The sequence below is a fragment of the Pectobacterium hainanensis genome (genome assembly GCF_046237015.1).
In the GTDB taxonomy this organism is placed as follows: Bacteria; Pseudomonadota; Gammaproteobacteria; order Enterobacterales; family Enterobacteriaceae; genus JBJYIN01.
The window spans coordinates 1-18,583 of sequence record NZ_JBJYIN010000016.1 but is presented as its reverse complement, the minus strand read 5'-3'; the positions used below and the strand labels follow the sequence as shown (position 1 = coordinate 18,583).

The window sequence follows — 18,583 nt, the reverse complement described above, 5'->3', positions numbered from 1 at the left end:
ATGGGCTCAACTAAATTTTTTCGGCGATATACCCAGCGCCGTCCACAACCAGCATGTCGATATCCTCACGCGTCGTGATCTGCATAGCAGGACGTTCGAAGCCGAGGAATGTTTTCATCATGTACTGATAAATTTTGCAGCGGTTTTCATTACCCACAAAAATAATATCCCCGCCTAAATCAAAGCCCTGTTGTTTTGCATCCGAGAAAAGTTTCATATCATCCGCAGCAAGCACCGCTTCGCAGAATAATTTCCGCTCAGCAGCCTGAGTATCCAATGCAAACTGAATAAAGCGAGTTAACAGGAAAGAGCGTAATAAGCCACTTTGCTGAACGCTGGCGTACGCTGCATTTAATATCGTCTCCGAGAAGATGGGTTCATTTACCTCGGTACTTTTTACGCTCGAACCAATAAAGGTTTCTTTTAATACTGCGGCATAAACTTGCCCACTCAGAGACGTAATGCTACCGGCAATTCGCCCTTGACCATCAATGTGAATCAACTTAGTCGTAGAACCTAATTCAATGATGGTACATGGTAATGAAGGGCGATAGCGGCTGAGCACACCAATTGCCTGAGTTTCCTCGCCACGCATCAAATCCAGATTCGCAATGTTTTCCCATCCACCGGCGCCTGCTTGATTTTTAATTCCAGGAATGAAAACCACAGGAATATCAAGCGGAAAAATATCCGATGAACGATATTTCTGTGCAAATTTAGCGAGATCGTCAATATTTACCGGTGCTTCCAAATGAGGAATTTCAACGAGTCCAAGATTTGACGTAATCATTCCCGAAGCAATAGCAAAGCGGACATCACACAGCGTTATTTTTTCCTGATCCAAAAGCTGTTGAAAACCAGAAGCGATACCTTCCTTTAACGCCGTATTATTTCCGTTTGCCGCCGTGCTATTCACACCGATGGGAATTTCTTTTTTTGCGACAACGCTTTTATCTTTAATAAGATAAACGCGCGTATTTGTTGAACCACAGTCAATAACAGCAAACATATTATTCAGCCTCTTCACTCATAAACATGACGGCCATATAGAAATATGGGGGTACAGAATGCTTGCCCGATGAAATCATTCATCGGGAAGTGTCCTTTCTTTTTTATTAGGAGACGATGCTAATTACAGGCAGCGCTGATAAATCTCACGTATTTTGTCTGCATCCGGTACACGCGGATTATTTGACAATACGACTTTCATGGTGGTCAGCACATTATTGATCAGCCAATCAAAATGCTCTTCCTTCACACCTAATTCTGTCAGCGTCGGCGTCATATTGATCCCTGAAAGGAAACGATTTACGGCAGCGACACTACTTTCCGCAGCCTGCTCAACCGTCATATCACGGGTATCTACACCCATCGCTCGCGCAATCGCCGCAAATTTTTCGGGTGCGGCAGACCAGGTATATTCCATAAATGGAGTATAAATCGCGGCAATACCCTCCGCATGAACGACATCCAACAGGCCCCCCATCGGATGCTGCAAGGCATGCGGTAACGTGGTTCCCGCACAGTCAATTGCCATACCGGCGAGTGAACTGGCTAATGTCACTTTTTCCCATGCATCAATGTTTTTCACATCGTCATAAACCACAGGTAAATTCTGCGCAATTAACTCGATCGCGCGCAGTGACAACATTTCACTAAACGGGTTGGCATTTTTGGAAATGTACGATTCCAATGCATGAAACAGCACATCAGCACCCGGCCCGGCAATGACACGTTTTGGCAGCGTCAGCATCAATTCGGGATCGATGATCGCGGCTTTCGGATAAATCAATGGATTGACCAATCCCTTCTTATCGTTAGTTTCAGGGTTGGTAAATACCGCAGTACGGTTCGACTCGCTCCCCGTTCCCGCCGTTGTCGGGATCAGAATAATCGGCAGGGCACCCGTTCCAACTTTCGCACCAAAAACATAATCCCAGATGCTACCAGGATTAACAGCAGAGAAGGCGATGCCTTTTGCCATATCCATGGCGCTACCACCGCCGATACCAATCACCATATCGCATTTTTCATCAATCGCGAGTTGTGCGCCTTCGGCCACTAATGTGGACAGTGGGTTTTGCATAAAACGGTCATAAACTGCATACGCCAAACCTGCTTCGGACAATGCCTGCTGTACAGCAGCCAATTGACCAGTGGGTTTAGAGCTGTCTGACGCCACTAACAGCGCCTTTTTTCCGTAGGGGCGAGCAATTTCCCCCACTTGTTTGTGTTTACCCATCCCAAAATGAAATTTAACTGGGTTACTGAATTCAAAAGCTGGCATCTTTCATTCCTCTTTGTCCGCATATGCGAATCATGTTCGTGTTTATGATCAAGATGATAAAGAGGAGATATTTCGAGCGCTATCGATTTAATAAAAAAAATGGATATTCATCACATTTATTTTGTAAATGGTCAGGTAGAGAAACGGCAGGAAAACATGCAGAAACGCATAAAACGAGGGAATTAGCTCCCTAAAATCGTGCTGATTAACAGGTAAAGATTGAGGGAAACCACAACAAACACAATGATTTTTCCGGTGTTTTGTACCAAACGGCTATTCGCCATGTCGCCCATCAGGACTTTACTGCCAGTAAAAGCCAGCAGGGGAACCAGCGCCAGTGCAATACCGAAGCTCAACACTACCTGACTCAAAACCAGCACACGGGTGGGATCCAAACCGGAGAGGATAACAATAAACGAAGGCAGCATCGTAACGGTACGTCGGACCCACAAAGGAATGTGAAAACGTACAAACCCCTGCATGACGACCTGCCCCGCTAACGTACCAACGACCGTCGAAGATAAACCGGCAACGACCAGGCTCAGTCCAAAAATGGTTGCAGCAGCCTGCCCCAGCAGAGGCTCTAGTGTCAGGTAGGCACGATCAAGATCGGCAATATCCTGATTGCCACTGAAATGAAACGCTGCCGCCGCAGTTGCCATCATGGCCAAATTCACAAATCCCGCGATGGTCATCGCAATACCGACATCCACTTTCGTCGCGGCGTAACGCTCAGCCCGAGTATGTTTTCCTTTGTGTTGCGTCAACGAAGAATGCAAATAAATAACATGGGGCATGATGGTGGCACCCAGCACACCGGCAGCCAGCAACACAGCATCCGAGGTTGGCAAATTGGGTATCGCCATCCCTTTTGCCAACGCCGCCAGTTCAGGGCGAGAAAAGATCAACTCAACAATATAGGCCGCAGCGACAAACAGCAGTAGCCCACCGATCACCCGCTCCAGTGGCTTTTCTCCGTGCTTTTGCAACATCAAAATCAGGAAGGTCGCTATACCTGTCAATACCGCGCCTTCAAGCAGCGAAATGCCCAGCAATAACTTAAAACCGATGGCTGCACCAATAAATTCAGCCAGATCCGTGGCCATCGCAATGATTTCGGCCTGCACCCAATAGGCCCAAACTACAGGACGAGGAAAACGATCGCGGATCAACTCCGCCAGATTGCTACCCGTCGCAATCCCCAGTTTGGCGGACAATAGTTGGATCAGCATCGCCATGATATTGGCCCACACGACTACCCACAGCAACTGATAACCATAGGCGGCCCCAGCCTGAATATTGGTAGCAAAATTACCGGGATCGATGTAACCGATCGCCGCGATAAACGCCGGTCCCATCAGGGAAAGTTTTATTCTCCTTGATGCTCGATTCATTGACCCAGCGATACGACTATCCGGCATGGTTTACCCCTTCTGGCACGCGACGTCGTAAACTTTTACATGAGCGATAATGATTATCAAGTACACCTACGATGGCTATACCGATACCACCAATCGCTAAAAATGATGATTTATTTCAGAAGGAAATAATGTAAACATAATAGTCGAATTTATGGTCAATTATTTTACAAAAAGATGTTTATGATTATTCTATACCCAAAATAATTCAAGTTTCAGGAAGGCGGCAAGAGAAGGAATCCCAATGAGCTTACTCAGGTAAGTGATTCGGGTGACTGGACGCAGCCAACGCACATGTAACTTGAAGTATGACGGGTATAGGTACATAAGTGCACATTTAAAACGACATATGGCTCAAAATTGAGAATCTGCGACATAATTTTTTAATGTTTGCCAGAAACGTTCAGCGGTTTTATTGAGTCGGGTGTCCATACGATAAATATAGGCCTGTATCGGTATAGTTAATTCCGGTTCACCAATACAAACCAATTTTTTTTCACTTAATTCTTCCACAATCGACCACATCGGCAACCAAGCAACACCATGCCCTCCCAACACCATATTTTTCAACAATTCACTCATAGATGACATAAACGAGGTTCGTGGAGACACTGTATTGATTTCAGATAATCGGCGATTGACGAGACGACCCATATACGAAGTACTAGTGTAGTTTAGTAAAGGCACTTTCGGTTCATAAATATCAAACCTCGGCAGAGCATTACTATCAGTCGCACAAACTGGATATAGATCTGAGGAAAAAAGCTTCAGGCCACAGAAGGGTGATTGCATCAAATCTTCATCATGAAATGAGATAACAAAATCACTTTTACCTTCGCGCAAAGCAAAAACCGCCTGAACAACATCAATAGATTCAACATAATAGATAATTTTGCCATTATCATCGGCGAGCAGTCGAACCAAATCAGGAAGAAGTGTTAACGACAATGAATGTGCTGCAGCTATTTTAATGTCTGACAGACGTAACAGATTATGACCCAAGAGTTCACTTAAATTCGACTCTAACTGTTGCAGTAAGCTACGAGCTTGAGAGTGAAAAATTTTGCCTTCTTCTGTCAGTTGTAAAGGTACTGTCATGCGATCAAACAATGGTACACCGATAGCTGATTCTAATGCTTGAATACGCCGACTAAATGCAGGTTGAGAAATATTTCTCATTTCTGCCGCTTGAGAAAAATGACGACATGCCTCCAGTGTCACAAAATCATATAACCATTTTGTTTCTATATTTTTCATTTTTATATACCTCTCCACTATTTAATAAATCATCCTATTCTCAAACCAACACTACATACTGAAGATAGTAGAGAGACATGTAATGATTCATTTTTTGCATAATACATTCATAAATAGCATTGAATCTATCAAACATCATACTTTACAAAAAACATGGTATCTACCTTATATGCCAATAATGGTATGAACCATAAGAAAAATTTTTATCGGCCCTCTTGTTTAAAATAAAACCCATGCAATTCTCGCATAAAACAAAACATACTTGCATTTCTTTTTTCTCAATCCTCCTGTTAAAGATAAGCCCTAACAACCAATACAAATATTTTTAAATCACAAGATACTGTTTGATTGGGTTTGTTAAACAAACGTTAACCTCGATAAATTCTAATTGTAACGTAAAAGATACTATCAACTTAAAAAGGCGATTATTGTGAAAGGATTAATTGGTGTCCTTGGCGGAATGGGGCCAGCAGCGACTGTAGATCTATTTAGTAAATTTATAAAACATACTGATGCAGTTCGAGATCAAGATCACATTCCACTCATTATTTCTTCTATTCCCGATATACCAGACAGAACGACCGCATTGATGAATAACGGGCAATCACCGTTACCCATCTTGCGTGATTATTTACATAAGTTAGAAGACTTTGGGGCCGAGTGCATTATTATTCCTTGCAATACAGCTCACTACTGGTTTCAAGCATTAAAAGACATTTGTCATATAGAAATATTAAGTATTGTAGAAACGACAATGGCAAGCGTTGCAGCTTCTGGAAAAAAACGTATTGGCCTGTTAGCCACCGATGCAACGTTATATATGGGACTTTATCAAAAAGCAATTGAAAACTTGGGATTAAGCTGTATTCAACCAGAATTGGAAAGTCAAAAAAAAATCATGGAAAGTATTTACGCACTTAAGTCTGGAGACAAAAGCAAAGCAAAATCATTACTTCATGAACAAGTAGAATCATTATTCCATCTTGGTGCAGAGGTTATTATACTGGGTTGCACTGAGATACCCTTGATATTATCAAAAGAGATAGAAAAAGATCCAAATTTATATATTGACTCAACAGACACCTTAGTCTGCGAAAGCATAAAATGGTACGAAAAAAGAACAAAAAAAACAAAACGACTAATTAAACAAAGATAATTTCAATTATTACTAAAACATATTAAAAATATCTATCATTTTTTAGTGTTAGGTAATTAATTATGGGAGCAACTATGATTTGGATACAAATAATTGTGGTATTAGGTGCAATTTTTTTTGGTATTCGTATGGGCGGTATCGGAATCGGCCTGTGTGGTGGATTAGGACTAGCTATTCTAACATTAGGCATGGGGCTCTCAATGAGTTCGCCGCCAGTAGATGTGATCCTGATTATCATGGCCGTGGTCATTGCTGCGTCAGGACTTCAGGCCGCGGGAGGTATGGATTACCTAGTACATATATCGGGAAAATTCATGCGCCGGAATCCACGTTACATCAACATAATTGCTCCAATTGTTACATGGTCAATGACTATTATGGCCGGAACTGGATTTATTGTATTTTCCACTCTTCCTGTTATTGCCGAAGTAGCAAAAGAATCAGGAATCCGCCCTTCTCGTACCATGGCCGGTTCAGTTGTTGCATCCCAAATAGCTATTTCAGGATCACCGATCAGTGCCGCTATGGCCGCGATGCTGACTATAATGGAAGATAATAGCGTTACATTTCTTCAAGTTATGTCGGTTTGTCTACCTACTTCATTCGTAGCAGCAATGGTTGCAGCCTTCATCGCATCCCGACAAGGGTGTGAATTACAAGACGATGAAGTTTATCTTGATCGTCTGAAAAAAGGTCTGGTTCACAAATATGAAGAGAAGACAATCTCTGATACACCACAGGCTAAACTTTCTGTATTACTCTTCATTATCGCTACAATAGCAATAGTGGTACTAGCCGCATTCCCTCAATTACGACCAGGGTTTGAGCTTGGCACCCCCATGACTACACGGGATGTTATCGTCGTTTGTATGCTATCAGTCACCTGTTTAATGGTTGCTCTATGTAAAACATCACCGAACTCTGTGGTACTGGCTCCCACTTTTCGCTCAGGAATGAGCTCTATTGCTGCAATTCTAGGAATCGTTACGTTGGGAACAACTCTGGTTGATGCACATATGGTTGATATCAAGACTGTAGCTGGGGAAATGTTGAGAACCTATCCTATGCTGTTGGCCATTGTTTTGTTCGGAACCTGTGCACTACTATACTCCCAAGGAGCCACTACTCCTTTAATTATCCCACTAGCAATAGCATTAGATGTACCTACTTGGGCTATTTTAGCCTCCTATGTTGCAGTCACTGGAGTATTCATTCTCCCTACGTACCCAACATCACTAGCGGCTATGGAGTTTGATACCACGGGAAGTACTAGAATTGGAAAATACGTTCTGAATCATCCATTTATTGTACCCGGACTCGGCGGTATCATAGCAGGTGTTGCTTTCGGTTTCTTGCTGGCACCAATGGTTGTCTGAATGATAAAATAAATGCGAATTTATCGCAGCTATCGTACCCAAAGTCGTAACTATAGGGTATAAATAAAATTCTATCCTCATGGAAAGTGGACTCCACACTGTTGACAAAGCCCTCGCCATCTGACTAGGGCCTTGTTATCAACCTGTGGGCCCACGCCAAGCATGGGGTTACTATTGCCGCAAAGGCCAATCGGCAGAATCGGTAATCCGTTTTCGCTTACGCTTTGGAAACCGCTACCATTGCAGGACGCAAAAGACGTCCATTCAGCGTGTAGCCCTTCTGCATCACCATCATCACATGATTTGGCTGATGATCGGCAGACTCCAGCATCGTCATCGCCTGATGCACTTCCGGATTAAACGGCACATTCACGTCGCTGACGACTTCAATACCAAATTTACGCACCGCATCCAACAGCGATTTCAGCGTTAATTCAACACCTTCAATCATTGACGCCAGTGACGCATTGGATTTATCCGCAACATCCAGCGCACGTTCCAAATTATCAATAACAGGCAACAGCTCGCCAGCGAATTTTTCCAGCGCAAATTTATGCGCTTTTTCAACATCCATTTCGGCACGGCGACGAATGTTGTCGACTTCAGCACGGGCACGTAATACGTTGTCTCTCTCACGCTGTTGCAATTCTGCCAACTGAGCTTCCAGTTCAGCAATACGCTCGTCACGCGGGTCAGCTACGTCTGCTGTCTCAGGAACGGCTTCCGCTTGATGCCCTTTTGCTGTTTCCATTTGATCCAAGACTTGCTCGTCAGGCGTGTTCTGTTCTTTACTACTCATGAAATTCTCCGCGGTTTAGCATTAATCTCGCTAGTTGCTATTATGGGGATCAAAACTGGGGTTTCAAGGGAATCAGTCACATATTGATTTTGCAAAATGTCGGCACACCACGCTAGGGGCAATAACAACAATGAATAAATCGTTTAATTGTATTGGCATCGTCGGCCACCCGCGACATCCCACTGCGCTTGCCACCCATGAAATGCTTTATCATTGGCTGACCAGCAAAGGCTATTCGGTGCTGATTGAGCAGCAAATCGCCCACGAATTGAACCTGAAGGATGCGCCAACCGCCAGCCTTGCCGATATCGGGCAGCTTGCCGATCTCGCCGTCGTGGTAGGAGGAGACGGCAATATGCTCGGGGCTGCTCGCGTCCTGTCTCGCTATGACATCAATGTGATTGGCGTCAATCGCGGTAATCTCGGTTTTCTCACCGACCTCGATCCGGATCATGCTCAGCAACAGCTTTCTGATGTGCTTGAGGGCCATTACCTTAGCGAACGACGTTTTATGCTGGAAGCACATATCTGTCGCTCGAATCAACCTAACAGCATTAGCACGGCCATCAATGAAGTTGTACTGCACCCCGGTAAAGTCGCGCATATGATCGAATTTGAAGTGTACATTGATGACAAATTCGCGTTTTCACAGCGTTCAGATGGTTTAATTATCTCGACTCCTACGGGTTCTACCGCTTACTCACTCTCTGGCGGCGGCCCTATTCTCACGCCATCGCTTGATGCCATTGCACTCGTGCCGATGTTCCCTCACACCTTGTCGGCTCGTCCACTCGTTATCAACAGCAGTAGTACCATCCGGTTGAAGTTTTCTCATATCACCAACGATCTGGAAATCTGTTGTGACAGTCAGATTTCACTCCCGGTACAGGAAGGAGAAGAAGTATTTATTCGCCGTAGCGCACATGAACTCAAGCTTATTCATCCAAAAGATTACAGCTATTTCAATACATTAAGCACTAAGCTTGGATGGTCAAAAAAATTATTTTAAAATTATCACCAATCACTTTACTGTATATAAAACCAGTTTATACTGTATGTAATTACACCTTGTTATTACATACAGGAAACTATCATGCTGGCGCAACTCACTATTAGTCACTTCGCCATCGTGCGCGAATTGGAAATCGATTTTCAGGCGGGAATGAGCGTTATCACTGGTGAAACCGGTGCAGGGAAATCCATCGCCATTGATGCTCTCGGCCTCTGTCTGGGAAATCGAGCCGACGCCAGCATGGTCAGACCGGGAGCAGCCAGAGCCGATATCTGTGCTCGTTTTTCACTGGCGGATACCCCCACAGCTCGTCGTTGGCTGGAAGAAAATCAGTTAGACGACAGTAATGAATGTCTTCTCCGCCGGGTCATTGGCATTGACGGGCGTTCACGCGGTTTCATTAATGGTACAGCCGTACCCTTATCTCAGTTACGCGAACTCGGACAATTGCTGATTCAGCTTCATGGGCAGCACGCCCATCAGTTACTCCTCAAACCCGATCATCAAAGGTATTTACTGGACACCTATGCTGATGAGCCTCAGTTGCTTAGCGCAATGCAGCAAATCTGGCAGCAATGGCACCAAAGCTGTCGCGAACTGGCACAACTACAGCAGGCAGCCATTGAACGAGAAGCGCGTCGCGAACTTCTGCAATATCAATTGAAAGAACTGAATGAGTTCTCACCTCAGACGGGTGAATATGAACAAATTGATATTGAATACAAGCGACTGGCAAACAGCGGCCAATTATTAGCATTGAGTCAACAAGCATTACAGCTACTCAGCGAAGATGAAGAACAAAACATACTGGGTATGCTGCACAGCGTCAAAAACCAACTCGGTGAGTTGGTCGGCATGGACGAAAAGCTGTCTGATGTGCTCAATATGCTCGAAGATGCAGGCATTCAAATTAGCGAAGCCAGTGATGAACTACGCCATTACAGCGACCAAATGGATCTCGATCCCATACGGCTCTATGAACTAGAGCAACGACTGTCGCGTCAGATGGCTCTGGCCCGTAAACATCACGTTTCACCGGATACTCTACCTGCGTTTTATCAACAACTACTGGAAGAACAACGCCTGTTGGAACAACAGGAGAGCGATCACGAAACACTCAGCACAGCAGTTAGTGCTTACCATCAGCAAGCATTACATATTGCAGAACAATTACATATCCGCCGTCAGCATCATGCCAACGAATTAGCTCAATTGATTACGACTAACATGCATGATCTGGCCATGCCACATGGTCACTTCAGCATTCAGGTGAAATTTACTCCTGAATACCTGACAGCCAACGGAGCAGATAATATTGAATTTTGCGTCACAACCAACCCGGGTCAACCTCATCAGCCTTTAGCAAAAGTAGCATCCGGTGGTGAACTTTCTCGTATTGCCTTAATTATCCAGGTTATTACTGCACGTAAAATGGATACACCAGCATTGATTTTCGATGAAGTCGATGTCGGTATCAGTGGCCCGACAGCCGCTATTGTCGGTAAAATGCTGCGCCAACTAGGGGAATCGACACAGGTCATGTGCGTCACACACCTACCACAGGTCGCAGGCTGTGGTCACCAGCATTTCTTTGTTAGCAAACAAACCGATGGTGCTGCAACAGAAACGCTGATGCAACCACTCGATAAACGAGCCCGGTTACAAGAACTCGCCCGATTGCTGGGCGGCAGCGCTGTAACCAAAAATACGCTAGCAAACGCCAAAGAGTTACTGGCAGCATAATACTTGCAAGCCGCAACCGTTCAAAAAACATACGACAGGTAAAAAAGCCCAACTTTTTTACCTTCTTGAGGTCATACTGGGGTCTTGCCGGTTTTCAAGTCAGGCAAGGTCTATTATCATCGGCAACCTATGCCCTTAAGGAATGTAATCACTATGCGCTGTAAAACGCTGACTGTCGTCGCCGCGGTGGTTGTTGTTATGCTGACTGCCAGTTGCTCCACATTAGAAAAAGTGGTCTATCGGCCAGACATCAACCAGGGAAACTATCTGGCACCGGGTGACGTTGCAAAAATTCACACTGGCATGACCAAACAACAGGTCGCTTATACGCTGGGTACCCCTATGATGCAGGATCCGTTCGGCAGCGATACCTGGTTTTATGTCTTCCGCCAACAGCCGGGTCATGAATCGGTAAAACAGCAGACGCTGACGCTGACCTTCAGCGGTGAAGGTGTGCTAACCAATATCAATAACAAACCGGCATTGAATTAATTCTTCGGTTTGGCTGAGTGATACGACTACTTGGCAAACGATGACAAAAATAAGGCACTCTGTGCCTTATTTTTTTGAGCGTTCGGCGCGTTGGCGGCGCAATTCTTTAGGATCGGCAATCAATGGACGGTAGATCTCAACACGATCGCCGTCATTTATCACATCCGTCAATTTTACGGTTCGACTAAACACGCCGACCTTATTGACCTGTAAATCAATATCGCGACGCAGTTCTAGCAGACCCGATGCCACAATAGCCTGCTCAACCGTACTGCCTGCTTCCAGCTTTACCGTGCGCAAATATTGGCGTTCAGGCAACGCGTAAACGACCTCAACCTGCATTATGGACACTGTAAACCTCTTTGGCTCGCTGCGTGAAAGCCTGCACCATATTTCCAGCCAGTTCCTTGAATACTTTGCCAAAAGCGAGTTCAATCAAGGTATTGGTGAATTCAAATTCCAGATGCAGCTCGACTTTACAAGCATCGGCGCTTAGCGGCGTAAAACTCCAGTCGCCTCCCAGTTGCCGGAATGGACCATCGACCAATTGCATATTGATATTCTGGTTATGTGTCAGCGTATTACGTGTGGTAAACGTTTTACTGATACCTACTTTGGAAACGTCGACTGCGGCGGTCATTTCTTCTTCTGAAGAAGAAAGTACACGGCTCCCCGTACAGCCCGGTAAAAACGCGGGGTAGGAAGCGACATCATTCACCAGTTTGTACATCTGTTCAGCACTGAACGGCACCAGTGCTGAACGACTTATCTTTGGCATACTATTTTCCGAGAGTCATAAAACGCGCAAAATAATAGCATTGATAGCCTGACAGGCAAAAACTCTGCGAAGTTTATCGCACGATATCATTAACCACGACACGGACGCACGGCGGGGATTTCATTCCCAATGACATCCAGTATAATGACGGCACTATGACAAAGAAAAAAGCATACAAACCCGGTTCCGCCACCATTGCGCAGAACAAGCGCGCCCGTCACGAATACTTCATTGAGGAAGAATTTGAGGCAGGCCTTGCGCTGCAAGGATGGGAAGTTAAATCACTGCGCGCAGGCAAAGCAAACCTCAGCGACAGCTATGTCACCTTCATGAATGGTGAAGCTTACCTGTTTGGCGCCACTATCACGCCGCTGAATGTGGCTTCATCGCATGTTGTTTGCGATCCTATTCGCACGCGTAAACTCCTGCTCAACAAACGCGAGCTGGAATCGCTGTTTGGCCGCGTCAGTCGAGAAGGTTACACAGTCGTCGCGCTGTCCATGTATTGGAAAAATGCCTGGAGCAAAGTCAAAATCGGCGTAGCAAAAGGCAAAAAAGATCACGACAAGCGTGATGACATCAAAGAACGTGAATGGAAGTTAGACAAAGCCCGTATCATGAAGAACGCCAATCGTTAAGCCGCTGGCTTAACAACGGTAAGTTCTGGTATACTGGCGACAGTTTCTTGGGGGCTGATTCTGGATTCGACGGGATTTGCAAAGCCCAAGGTGCATGCCGAGGGGCGGTTGGCCTCGTAAAAAGCCGCAAAAAAATAGTCGCAAACGACGAAAACTACGCTTTAGCAGCTTAATAACCTGCTCTGAGCCCTCTCTCCCTAGCCTCCGCTCTTAGGACGGGGATCAAGAGAGGTCAAACCCAAAAGAGATCGTGTGGATGCCTTGCCTGGGGTTGAAGCACTAAATCTAATCAGGCTAGTTTGTTAGTGGCGTGTCTATTCGCAGCTGGCAAGCGAATGTAAAGATAGACTAAGCATGTAGTACCGACGGTAGAGTGGTTCCGGACGGGGGTTCAAATCCCCCCAGCTCCACCACATTATGATCCGGATACGTCCGGTGAAATCCAGAAAGCCCGCACGGCACAAGCCCTGCGGGCTTTTTTGTGTCCATAATTGTCCGACGTTATCCAGCTAAATCCGATGATTATTGGCCTACGTTTAGGCCTACGGTATCATATAGGCCTAAAAACGTAGGCCTAAAACACGGATGACCCCGCCATGCCAAGAATTGCGCGTCCTTTGACACACACCGAAGTCAGCAAAGCACGAACGCCTGATAAAGAGTTAAGCCTGCATGATGGTGATGGCCTCTTTCTACTTATCAAACCGTCGGGGAAGAAATTATGGCGGTTTCGCTATCTACGCCCTGATACTAAGAAACGCACGACACTCTCTTTTGGCAGCTACCCGGCCTTATCATTGGCCGACGCAAGACAGCTACGGGCAGAACATTTAGCCCTGCTGGCAAAAGGCATAGATCCACAGGAAAAAGTGGCTAAAGAAGAGGAAGAAGCGCAAATCGCGGTAGAAAGCATCTTCATCAATGTGGCGCGTAGTTGGTTCTCGTTGAAACAGACGAATGTCAGCGCCGATCACGCCAAAGACATTTGGCGTTCACTGGAAAAAGACGTGCTCCCGGCAATTGAGAATATCCCGGTACAGGAAATCAAAGCCCGCACGTTGATACAGGCACTAGAGCCGATTAAAGCCCGTGGCGCACTGGAAACCGTCAGACGCTTGGTACAGCGCATTAATGAAATCATGGTTTACGCAGTCAACACGGGGCTGATTGACGCTAACCCCGCCTCTGGTATTGGCATGGCCTTTGAACGCCCTAAAAAGCAGCATATGCCGACTATCCGCCCAGAAGAACTCCCTAAGCTGATGCGCACCATCGCCATGTCTAACCTGTCCATTCCGACCCGTTGCTTATTAGAATGGCAGCTATTGACGCTGATTCGCCCAGCGGAAGCCTCCGCCACGGCATGGGCTGAGATCGATATAGAGAAAAGAACGTGGAGCATTCCGGCTGAACGCATGAAAGCCAAGCGCGATCATATTGTCCCGCTCTCCGATCAGGCGCTGGAATTACTCGACATCATGCGCCCTATCAGCGGCAACCGGGAACATGTATTCCCCAGCCGTAACGATCCTAAAAAGCCCATGAACAGCCAGACCGCCAACGCCGCATTAAAACGCATCGGCTACGGTGGCAAACTGGTCGCGCATGGTTTACGCTCGATAGCCAGTACCGCCATGAATGAAGCCGGTTTTAATCCTGATGTGATTGAAGCGGCGCTAGCGCATTGCGATAAGAACGAAGTTAGACGGGCTTATAACAGATCAACCTACTTAGATGCCCGTTATGAACTAATGCAATGGTGGGGCGATTTCGTTTATTCGCAGAATAGCTCTAATCTGAATTTAGAAAGGAAATATAAATGAAACTGAATGCCGACAGGAATAAATTATTTAATAACACGGAAGCAGGCCGGCTTTTTAATATCTTAAATGAGTTAGATCAAGAACAAAAACTTCACTTACAAGAAGCCGAGTTATACTACGACTTTCCCTTATACAAAGATGATGAGGATAATTTAGTCATTTCTCCGTTGATGCTTGTTTCACGCTTATATGGAGTTATTATATTTTATTTAGCTGACTGCCATGAACGAGATGCAGAAGTTATTTTAAAGAAAAATGATGCTTCATTAGAAAATATTTATAGCCAAATATACTCTCGTCTTCTCAAGCAGAAATCTTTAAGGAAAAGCAGACGAGAGCTGAATATCTCTGTGGAATCAGCAATCTTTGCTCCTTATGTGAATGCTCAAGAAAATTATAATACCGAGAGTGAAGTCATTGTTTCAAAAGCATCAATTGAAAGTTTTATTGATAGATTTGAGCATCCAATAGATGAAGACATATATAGTGAAGCTGCTTCTACAATTGAAGGTGGAAAGGGGCTAATTAGAGTAAAACAACGAGACACTGAAGGATTTTCAGAAGAATCAAAAGTTCAGATCATAAGTAAATTAGAATCATCCATAGCAAGATTCGATAGTAATCAGCTAGGTAGTTGTGTCAATGAAGTTGACGGGATAGAGCGTATTCGAGGACTTGCTGGCTCTGGCAAAACGGTTGTTTTAGCAATGAAGGTTGCAATTACCCATCTAAGAAATCCAGATAAGAAAATACTTTATACATTTAGTACTAAGGCTCTATATCAGCATGTTAAACGACTCATAACACGATTCTATCGACAATTTGACGATCTTGATCCAGACTTTGAAGATGCAATTGATATTTTGCATGCTTGGGGTGGAAGCAATGCTTCAGGTGTATATTATAATGCTTGTCAAAATAACTCAGCTCGATTTATTAATTTTAGTGAAGCCCAAAAAAATGCCCCAAAAGAACCATTTTCGTATGCATGTCGTAATTTACTTGACAATTATGACATAAAAGAACAATACGATTATGTTTTTGTCGACGAAGCTCAGGACTTCGACAGTTCATTTCTACAGCTATGTCTAAAATTAGCCCGTAAAGACAAAATGGTTTTTGGATTAGACGTATTCCAAAATATATTTCAAACCACATCCCCAACTATTGAGGAGATTCTTGGTGAAGGGAAAAATTTAAGTTTAGATAAATTCCTTAACAGTTGTTATAGAACACCTTGCGCAACATTAATATGTGCCCATGCTATAGGGTTAGGCGTTTATGGCAACCCTGTACAGGCAATTAAAACAGCTGAAGATTGGCAAAATTTAGGATATCAAGTTGAAGGTGAATATGGATATAGATTTGTTTCTGGGGAAAAGATATCTGTTTTTAGAACAGAAGAAACCTCACCCACACTTTATCATACAGACAAAGATAAACTCATTATTACTCAACATCATGATAACTTAGGTTCTGAATGCCAATGGGTTGCAGAAAAAATAAGAGCAGATATTCTTGATGAAGGACTAAATGCTTCAGATATATTAGTGGTTTGTGCTGATGATAAGCATTATAAAAACTACTATAATCAATTATCTTTTTTCTTATCTGAAAACAACATAGATGTCAATAATGTTAATGCTGACAAATATAATATCAGTGATTTTTCAGTTGACAATAAAATAACATATTCAACAATACATAAAGCAAAGGGTAATGAAGGTTATAGTGTTTACATTATTGGAAGTGAATGCCTGTATCATAATCCTAATGTAAAGAATAGAAATCTGCTTTTTACGGCAATGACTAGAACCAAAGGGTGGTTGACCATGACAGGGATTGGATACGCGGCAATAGAACTTTTCGATGAAATACAACAAGCTAAAGCCAATGTTCCATATTTGAAATTCAATTATCCATCAGGTCAAATTCTGGACAAAATTGAAATTGACCTTCAACGTTTAGCACATGATGAAAATACAGAAAATTTCCAAAAACTATTAGAAACTCATGGTCTGGATGGTCTTAAGGCACTTTTAAAAGAATACGAAGCTAAAAAGGTCAAAAAGCTATGATCACGCCTGCAACCTTTAATACTACATCTAGGGAATCAGTTAATCTCGTAAGGAATATTGGATTACTAGGTAACTACAATAGTAATATTTCCTATCCTGATCATATGCCAGCTGAGTTGCGTCCCCTCACCTACGAAAAAGCGTGGGAGAAATGTACTCATAATCAGTGGTACAATATTCAACTAGAGGATGGTTCTCTTTTTGTCTTTAAATTTAATAGTTATACATATTTAATGACCCCAGTAAAAACCCTTAGCTATGAAGAGTATTTGGAAAATTTTTATCCAGAGGAAGAATGGCAAGATGCCGAAGAGTACAAAGTCATGATTAGCCAAGAGTACGACAATTATATTGACACCCATACTAAAAACTGCCCCCCTATGCCAGTCCGCTACGATATTGATAGCATTCACTATTGCGCACATTCCCATCCTTATTGTCATTTTCATTTTGGTTCAGAGAATGAAGGGAGAATTGCCACAAAGAAAATATTGACCCCGCTTTCCTTTACAGCATTTATTTTGCGATCTTTTTACCCTAAAGCATGGAAGTTATATTCAGAATCTCAACTAATTGGGGTACATTTGCATCATTTTAAACAAGGCCTACAAACTGCACCAGAAAACTATTGGGCTAGTAGTGAGGATAGTTTTCTCTACATCGGATAATTGAGTCCGCGCGCAATGCTATCCCCGCCACGCCTGCCCGCTTTATTTAGCGCTTTTCATGCAGTTGCATGGAGGCGCTCAGGCCGCGCCAGTACTGGCGCTGTAGGGCAGATTCGGGGGTAAGTATTGCATGCAATTCCATGCACCGTATGCATGCACAGCCAAAAAATTGCTAGCCAGAGAAAGAAGCTCGCAAAAAAGCCCGCGCAATGGCGGGCAACTTCCTGATGGCTGACGGTAATGAAATTATAATCTGGCTAATTAATTCCGCAGAACTGAGGCTGGGTAATCCTTATATTTTTTCTGCATGACCGGTGATAACGGAATATCTGGTACCGGCAGATCTTTTCGGTTTGATGGCTGAATAATTTCCTCTATCGATTCCAGAGTCCGGAAAGTTGCTGAGCATTCAATATTCCGGCACTGGTGATAACGTTGTTTGACGTTCTCCGATAACGGGCGACTGGTGCGGGCATGGGCAGCGTGGCCGCAGAACGGGCAGTACATCATGGCTTCGCCCCTTGTGTTTTGTTTTTCTGTGCCAACTCTTTGTTCATTACCATCTGACGCGCCGGACTTTTGTAGAGATCCATATCAACGCCGGTGAGTGCCGGACGGTGGAGGTTAAGCTGTGAGATAATCGGTTCCTGTTCCATATTGAAGGTGTAATAGTGGCTCTGGGTCAGCACATGCGCACCCAGTTCCTGAAACAGGGTGTTATGGGGGTGTTCCTCTCCTCTCATTTCCAGCTCACGCAGGCGCAGGGTGAAAGCCCGTACCATAGCAGGGCTAATATTTTTCATCGCTGCTGTCCATTCACTCTGAGCGTAGACGGAGAATGCCTCCAGATGGGCATTGACGTAAGCTTTTCCGGATGTGCAGGCGGCCAGCATGGCACGAGATTTTTCGGCCTCTAGTTCAGCAATCAGCGTGGTGAATTCTTCTGCCAGCTCACGACCGGCCACTCGCTTACCGTGTTCAGCTTTCAATTCTGGGGTCATCATGTAGTCCCTCCGGTTTTTAGTACCACCGCCAATGAGGATCTCCGGCCACTTTTT

At 44.4% G+C, this 18,583-nt stretch carries 18 protein-coding genes and 1 other RNA gene; 10 read left to right on the top strand and 9 right to left on the bottom strand.

What is annotated here, in order from left to right:
- Positions 1 to 10: 10 nt before the first annotated feature.
- The 4 genes from ACKPVM_RS15650 to hypT form a co-directional block, all read right to left on the bottom strand.
- Positions 11 to 1,009: a 2-dehydro-3-deoxygalactonokinase gene (locus tag ACKPVM_RS15650; RefSeq protein WP_409310446.1), complete on the bottom strand. Its 999-nt coding sequence runs from the start codon at positions 1,007 to 1,009 to the stop codon at positions 11 to 13.
- A gap of 123 nt (positions 1,010 to 1,132) precedes the next feature.
- Positions 1,133 to 2,287 carry an iron-containing alcohol dehydrogenase gene (locus tag ACKPVM_RS15645; protein ID WP_409310444.1) on the bottom strand — a complete coding sequence of 385 codons (1,155 nt, stop codon included), beginning with the start codon at positions 2,285 to 2,287 and terminating at the stop codon, positions 1,133 to 1,135.
- Between the two features lie 182 nt (positions 2,288 to 2,469).
- Positions 2,470 to 3,708, bottom strand: coding sequence for an Nramp family divalent metal transporter (locus tag ACKPVM_RS15640; protein ID WP_409310442.1), 1,239 nt, complete (start codon positions 3,706 to 3,708; stop codon positions 2,470 to 2,472).
- 351 nt (positions 3,709 to 4,059) lie between these two features.
- On the bottom strand, positions 4,060 to 4,962 hold the full coding sequence (hypT, locus tag ACKPVM_RS15635) for a hypochlorite stress DNA-binding transcriptional regulator HypT (protein WP_409310440.1): 903 nt from the start codon (positions 4,960 to 4,962) through the stop codon (positions 4,060 to 4,062).
- 430 nt (positions 4,963 to 5,392) lie between these two features.
- On the opposite strand from hypT, the gene cuyB reads away from it, so the two are divergent.
- Together cuyB and ACKPVM_RS15625 are read left to right on the top strand one after the other, a co-directional pair.
- Positions 5,393 to 6,118, top strand: a complete 726-nt coding sequence (gene cuyB / locus ACKPVM_RS15630; RefSeq protein WP_409310438.1) for a cysteate racemase — start codon at positions 5,393 to 5,395, stop codon at positions 6,116 to 6,118.
- Between the two features lie 74 nt (positions 6,119 to 6,192).
- On the top strand, positions 6,193 to 7,494 hold the full coding sequence (locus tag ACKPVM_RS15625) for an anaerobic C4-dicarboxylate transporter (RefSeq protein WP_409310436.1): 1,302 nt from the start codon (positions 6,193 to 6,195) through the stop codon (positions 7,492 to 7,494).
- Between the two features lie 217 nt (positions 7,495 to 7,711).
- Here ACKPVM_RS15625 and grpE read toward each other — a convergent pair whose 3' ends face one another.
- On the bottom strand, positions 7,712 to 8,293 hold the full coding sequence (gene grpE, locus ACKPVM_RS15620) for a nucleotide exchange factor GrpE (protein ID WP_409310434.1): 582 nt from the start codon (positions 8,291 to 8,293) through the stop codon (positions 7,712 to 7,714).
- A 130-nt stretch (positions 8,294 to 8,423) separates the two neighbouring features.
- Between grpE and nadK the strand changes: the two genes are divergently transcribed.
- The 3 genes from nadK to bamE all read left to right on the top strand — a co-directional run bounded on the left by nadK (position 8,424) and on the right by bamE (position 11,540).
- A complete protein-coding gene (nadK, locus tag ACKPVM_RS15615; RefSeq protein WP_409310432.1) occupies positions 8,424 to 9,302 on the top strand; it encodes an NAD(+) kinase in 879 nt (292 codons plus the stop codon).
- Between the two features lie 84 nt (positions 9,303 to 9,386).
- Positions 9,387 to 11,048, top strand: coding sequence for a DNA repair protein RecN (gene recN, locus ACKPVM_RS15610; RefSeq protein WP_409310430.1), 1,662 nt, complete (start codon positions 9,387 to 9,389; stop codon positions 11,046 to 11,048).
- Between the two features lie 153 nt (positions 11,049 to 11,201).
- The gene (bamE, locus tag ACKPVM_RS15605; protein ID WP_409310428.1) at positions 11,202 to 11,540 is read left to right on the top strand and encodes an outer membrane protein assembly factor BamE; all 339 of its coding nucleotides are present in this window, start codon (positions 11,202 to 11,204) and stop codon (positions 11,538 to 11,540) included.
- Between the two features lie 66 nt (positions 11,541 to 11,606).
- On the opposite strand, the gene ACKPVM_RS15600 is transcribed toward bamE, so the two are convergent.
- Complete coding sequence (locus tag ACKPVM_RS15600; RefSeq protein ID WP_409310426.1) at positions 11,607 to 11,891, bottom strand: RnfH family protein; 285 nt, start codon at positions 11,889 to 11,891, stop codon at positions 11,607 to 11,609.
- The gene (locus ACKPVM_RS15595) at positions 11,872 to 12,318 is read right to left on the bottom strand and encodes a type II toxin-antitoxin system RatA family toxin (protein ID WP_409310425.1); all 447 of its coding nucleotides are present in this window, start codon (positions 12,316 to 12,318) and stop codon (positions 11,872 to 11,874) included. Before ACKPVM_RS15595 ends, ACKPVM_RS15600 begins: the two co-directional genes overlap by 20 nt.
- 155 nt (positions 12,319 to 12,473) lie before the next feature.
- On the opposite strand from ACKPVM_RS15595, the gene smpB reads away from it, so the two are divergent.
- From smpB to ACKPVM_RS15570, 5 genes are all read left to right on the top strand, one after another.
- Positions 12,474 to 12,956, top strand: a complete 483-nt coding sequence (gene smpB / locus ACKPVM_RS15590; RefSeq protein ID WP_012773422.1) for an SsrA-binding protein SmpB — start codon at positions 12,474 to 12,476, stop codon at positions 12,954 to 12,956.
- A 50-nt stretch (positions 12,957 to 13,006) separates the two neighbouring features.
- Positions 13,007 to 13,369: a transfer-messenger RNA gene (gene ssrA / locus ACKPVM_RS15585) on the top strand.
- Between the two features lie 183 nt (positions 13,370 to 13,552).
- A complete protein-coding gene (locus ACKPVM_RS15580) occupies positions 13,553 to 14,779 on the top strand; it encodes an integrase domain-containing protein (protein ID WP_409310422.1) in 1,227 nt (408 codons plus the stop codon).
- Complete coding sequence (locus tag ACKPVM_RS15575; RefSeq protein WP_409310420.1) at positions 14,776 to 16,857, top strand: DEAD/DEAH box helicase; 2,082 nt, start codon at positions 14,776 to 14,778, stop codon at positions 16,855 to 16,857. The genes ACKPVM_RS15580 and ACKPVM_RS15575 overlap by 4 nt, the downstream gene beginning before the upstream one ends.
- Positions 16,854 to 17,525, top strand: coding sequence for a DUF2290 domain-containing protein (locus ACKPVM_RS15570; RefSeq protein WP_409310418.1), 672 nt, complete (start codon positions 16,854 to 16,856; stop codon positions 17,523 to 17,525). Before ACKPVM_RS15575 ends, ACKPVM_RS15570 begins: the two co-directional genes overlap by 4 nt.
- A gap of 261 nt (positions 17,526 to 17,786) precedes the next feature.
- On the opposite strand, the gene ACKPVM_RS15565 is transcribed toward ACKPVM_RS15570, so the two are convergent.
- Together ACKPVM_RS15565 and sid are read right to left on the bottom strand one after the other, a co-directional pair.
- Positions 17,787 to 18,035 carry an ogr/Delta-like zinc finger family protein gene (locus tag ACKPVM_RS15565; protein WP_409310416.1) on the bottom strand — a complete coding sequence of 83 codons (249 nt, stop codon included), beginning with the start codon at positions 18,033 to 18,035 and terminating at the stop codon, positions 17,787 to 17,789.
- Positions 18,032 to 18,583, bottom strand: a 552-nt coding sequence (sid, locus tag ACKPVM_RS15560; RefSeq protein WP_498044284.1) for a capsid size-determining scaffold Sid, incomplete at its 5' end; no start/stop codon positions are given. The genes sid and ACKPVM_RS15565, both read right to left, overlap by 4 nt.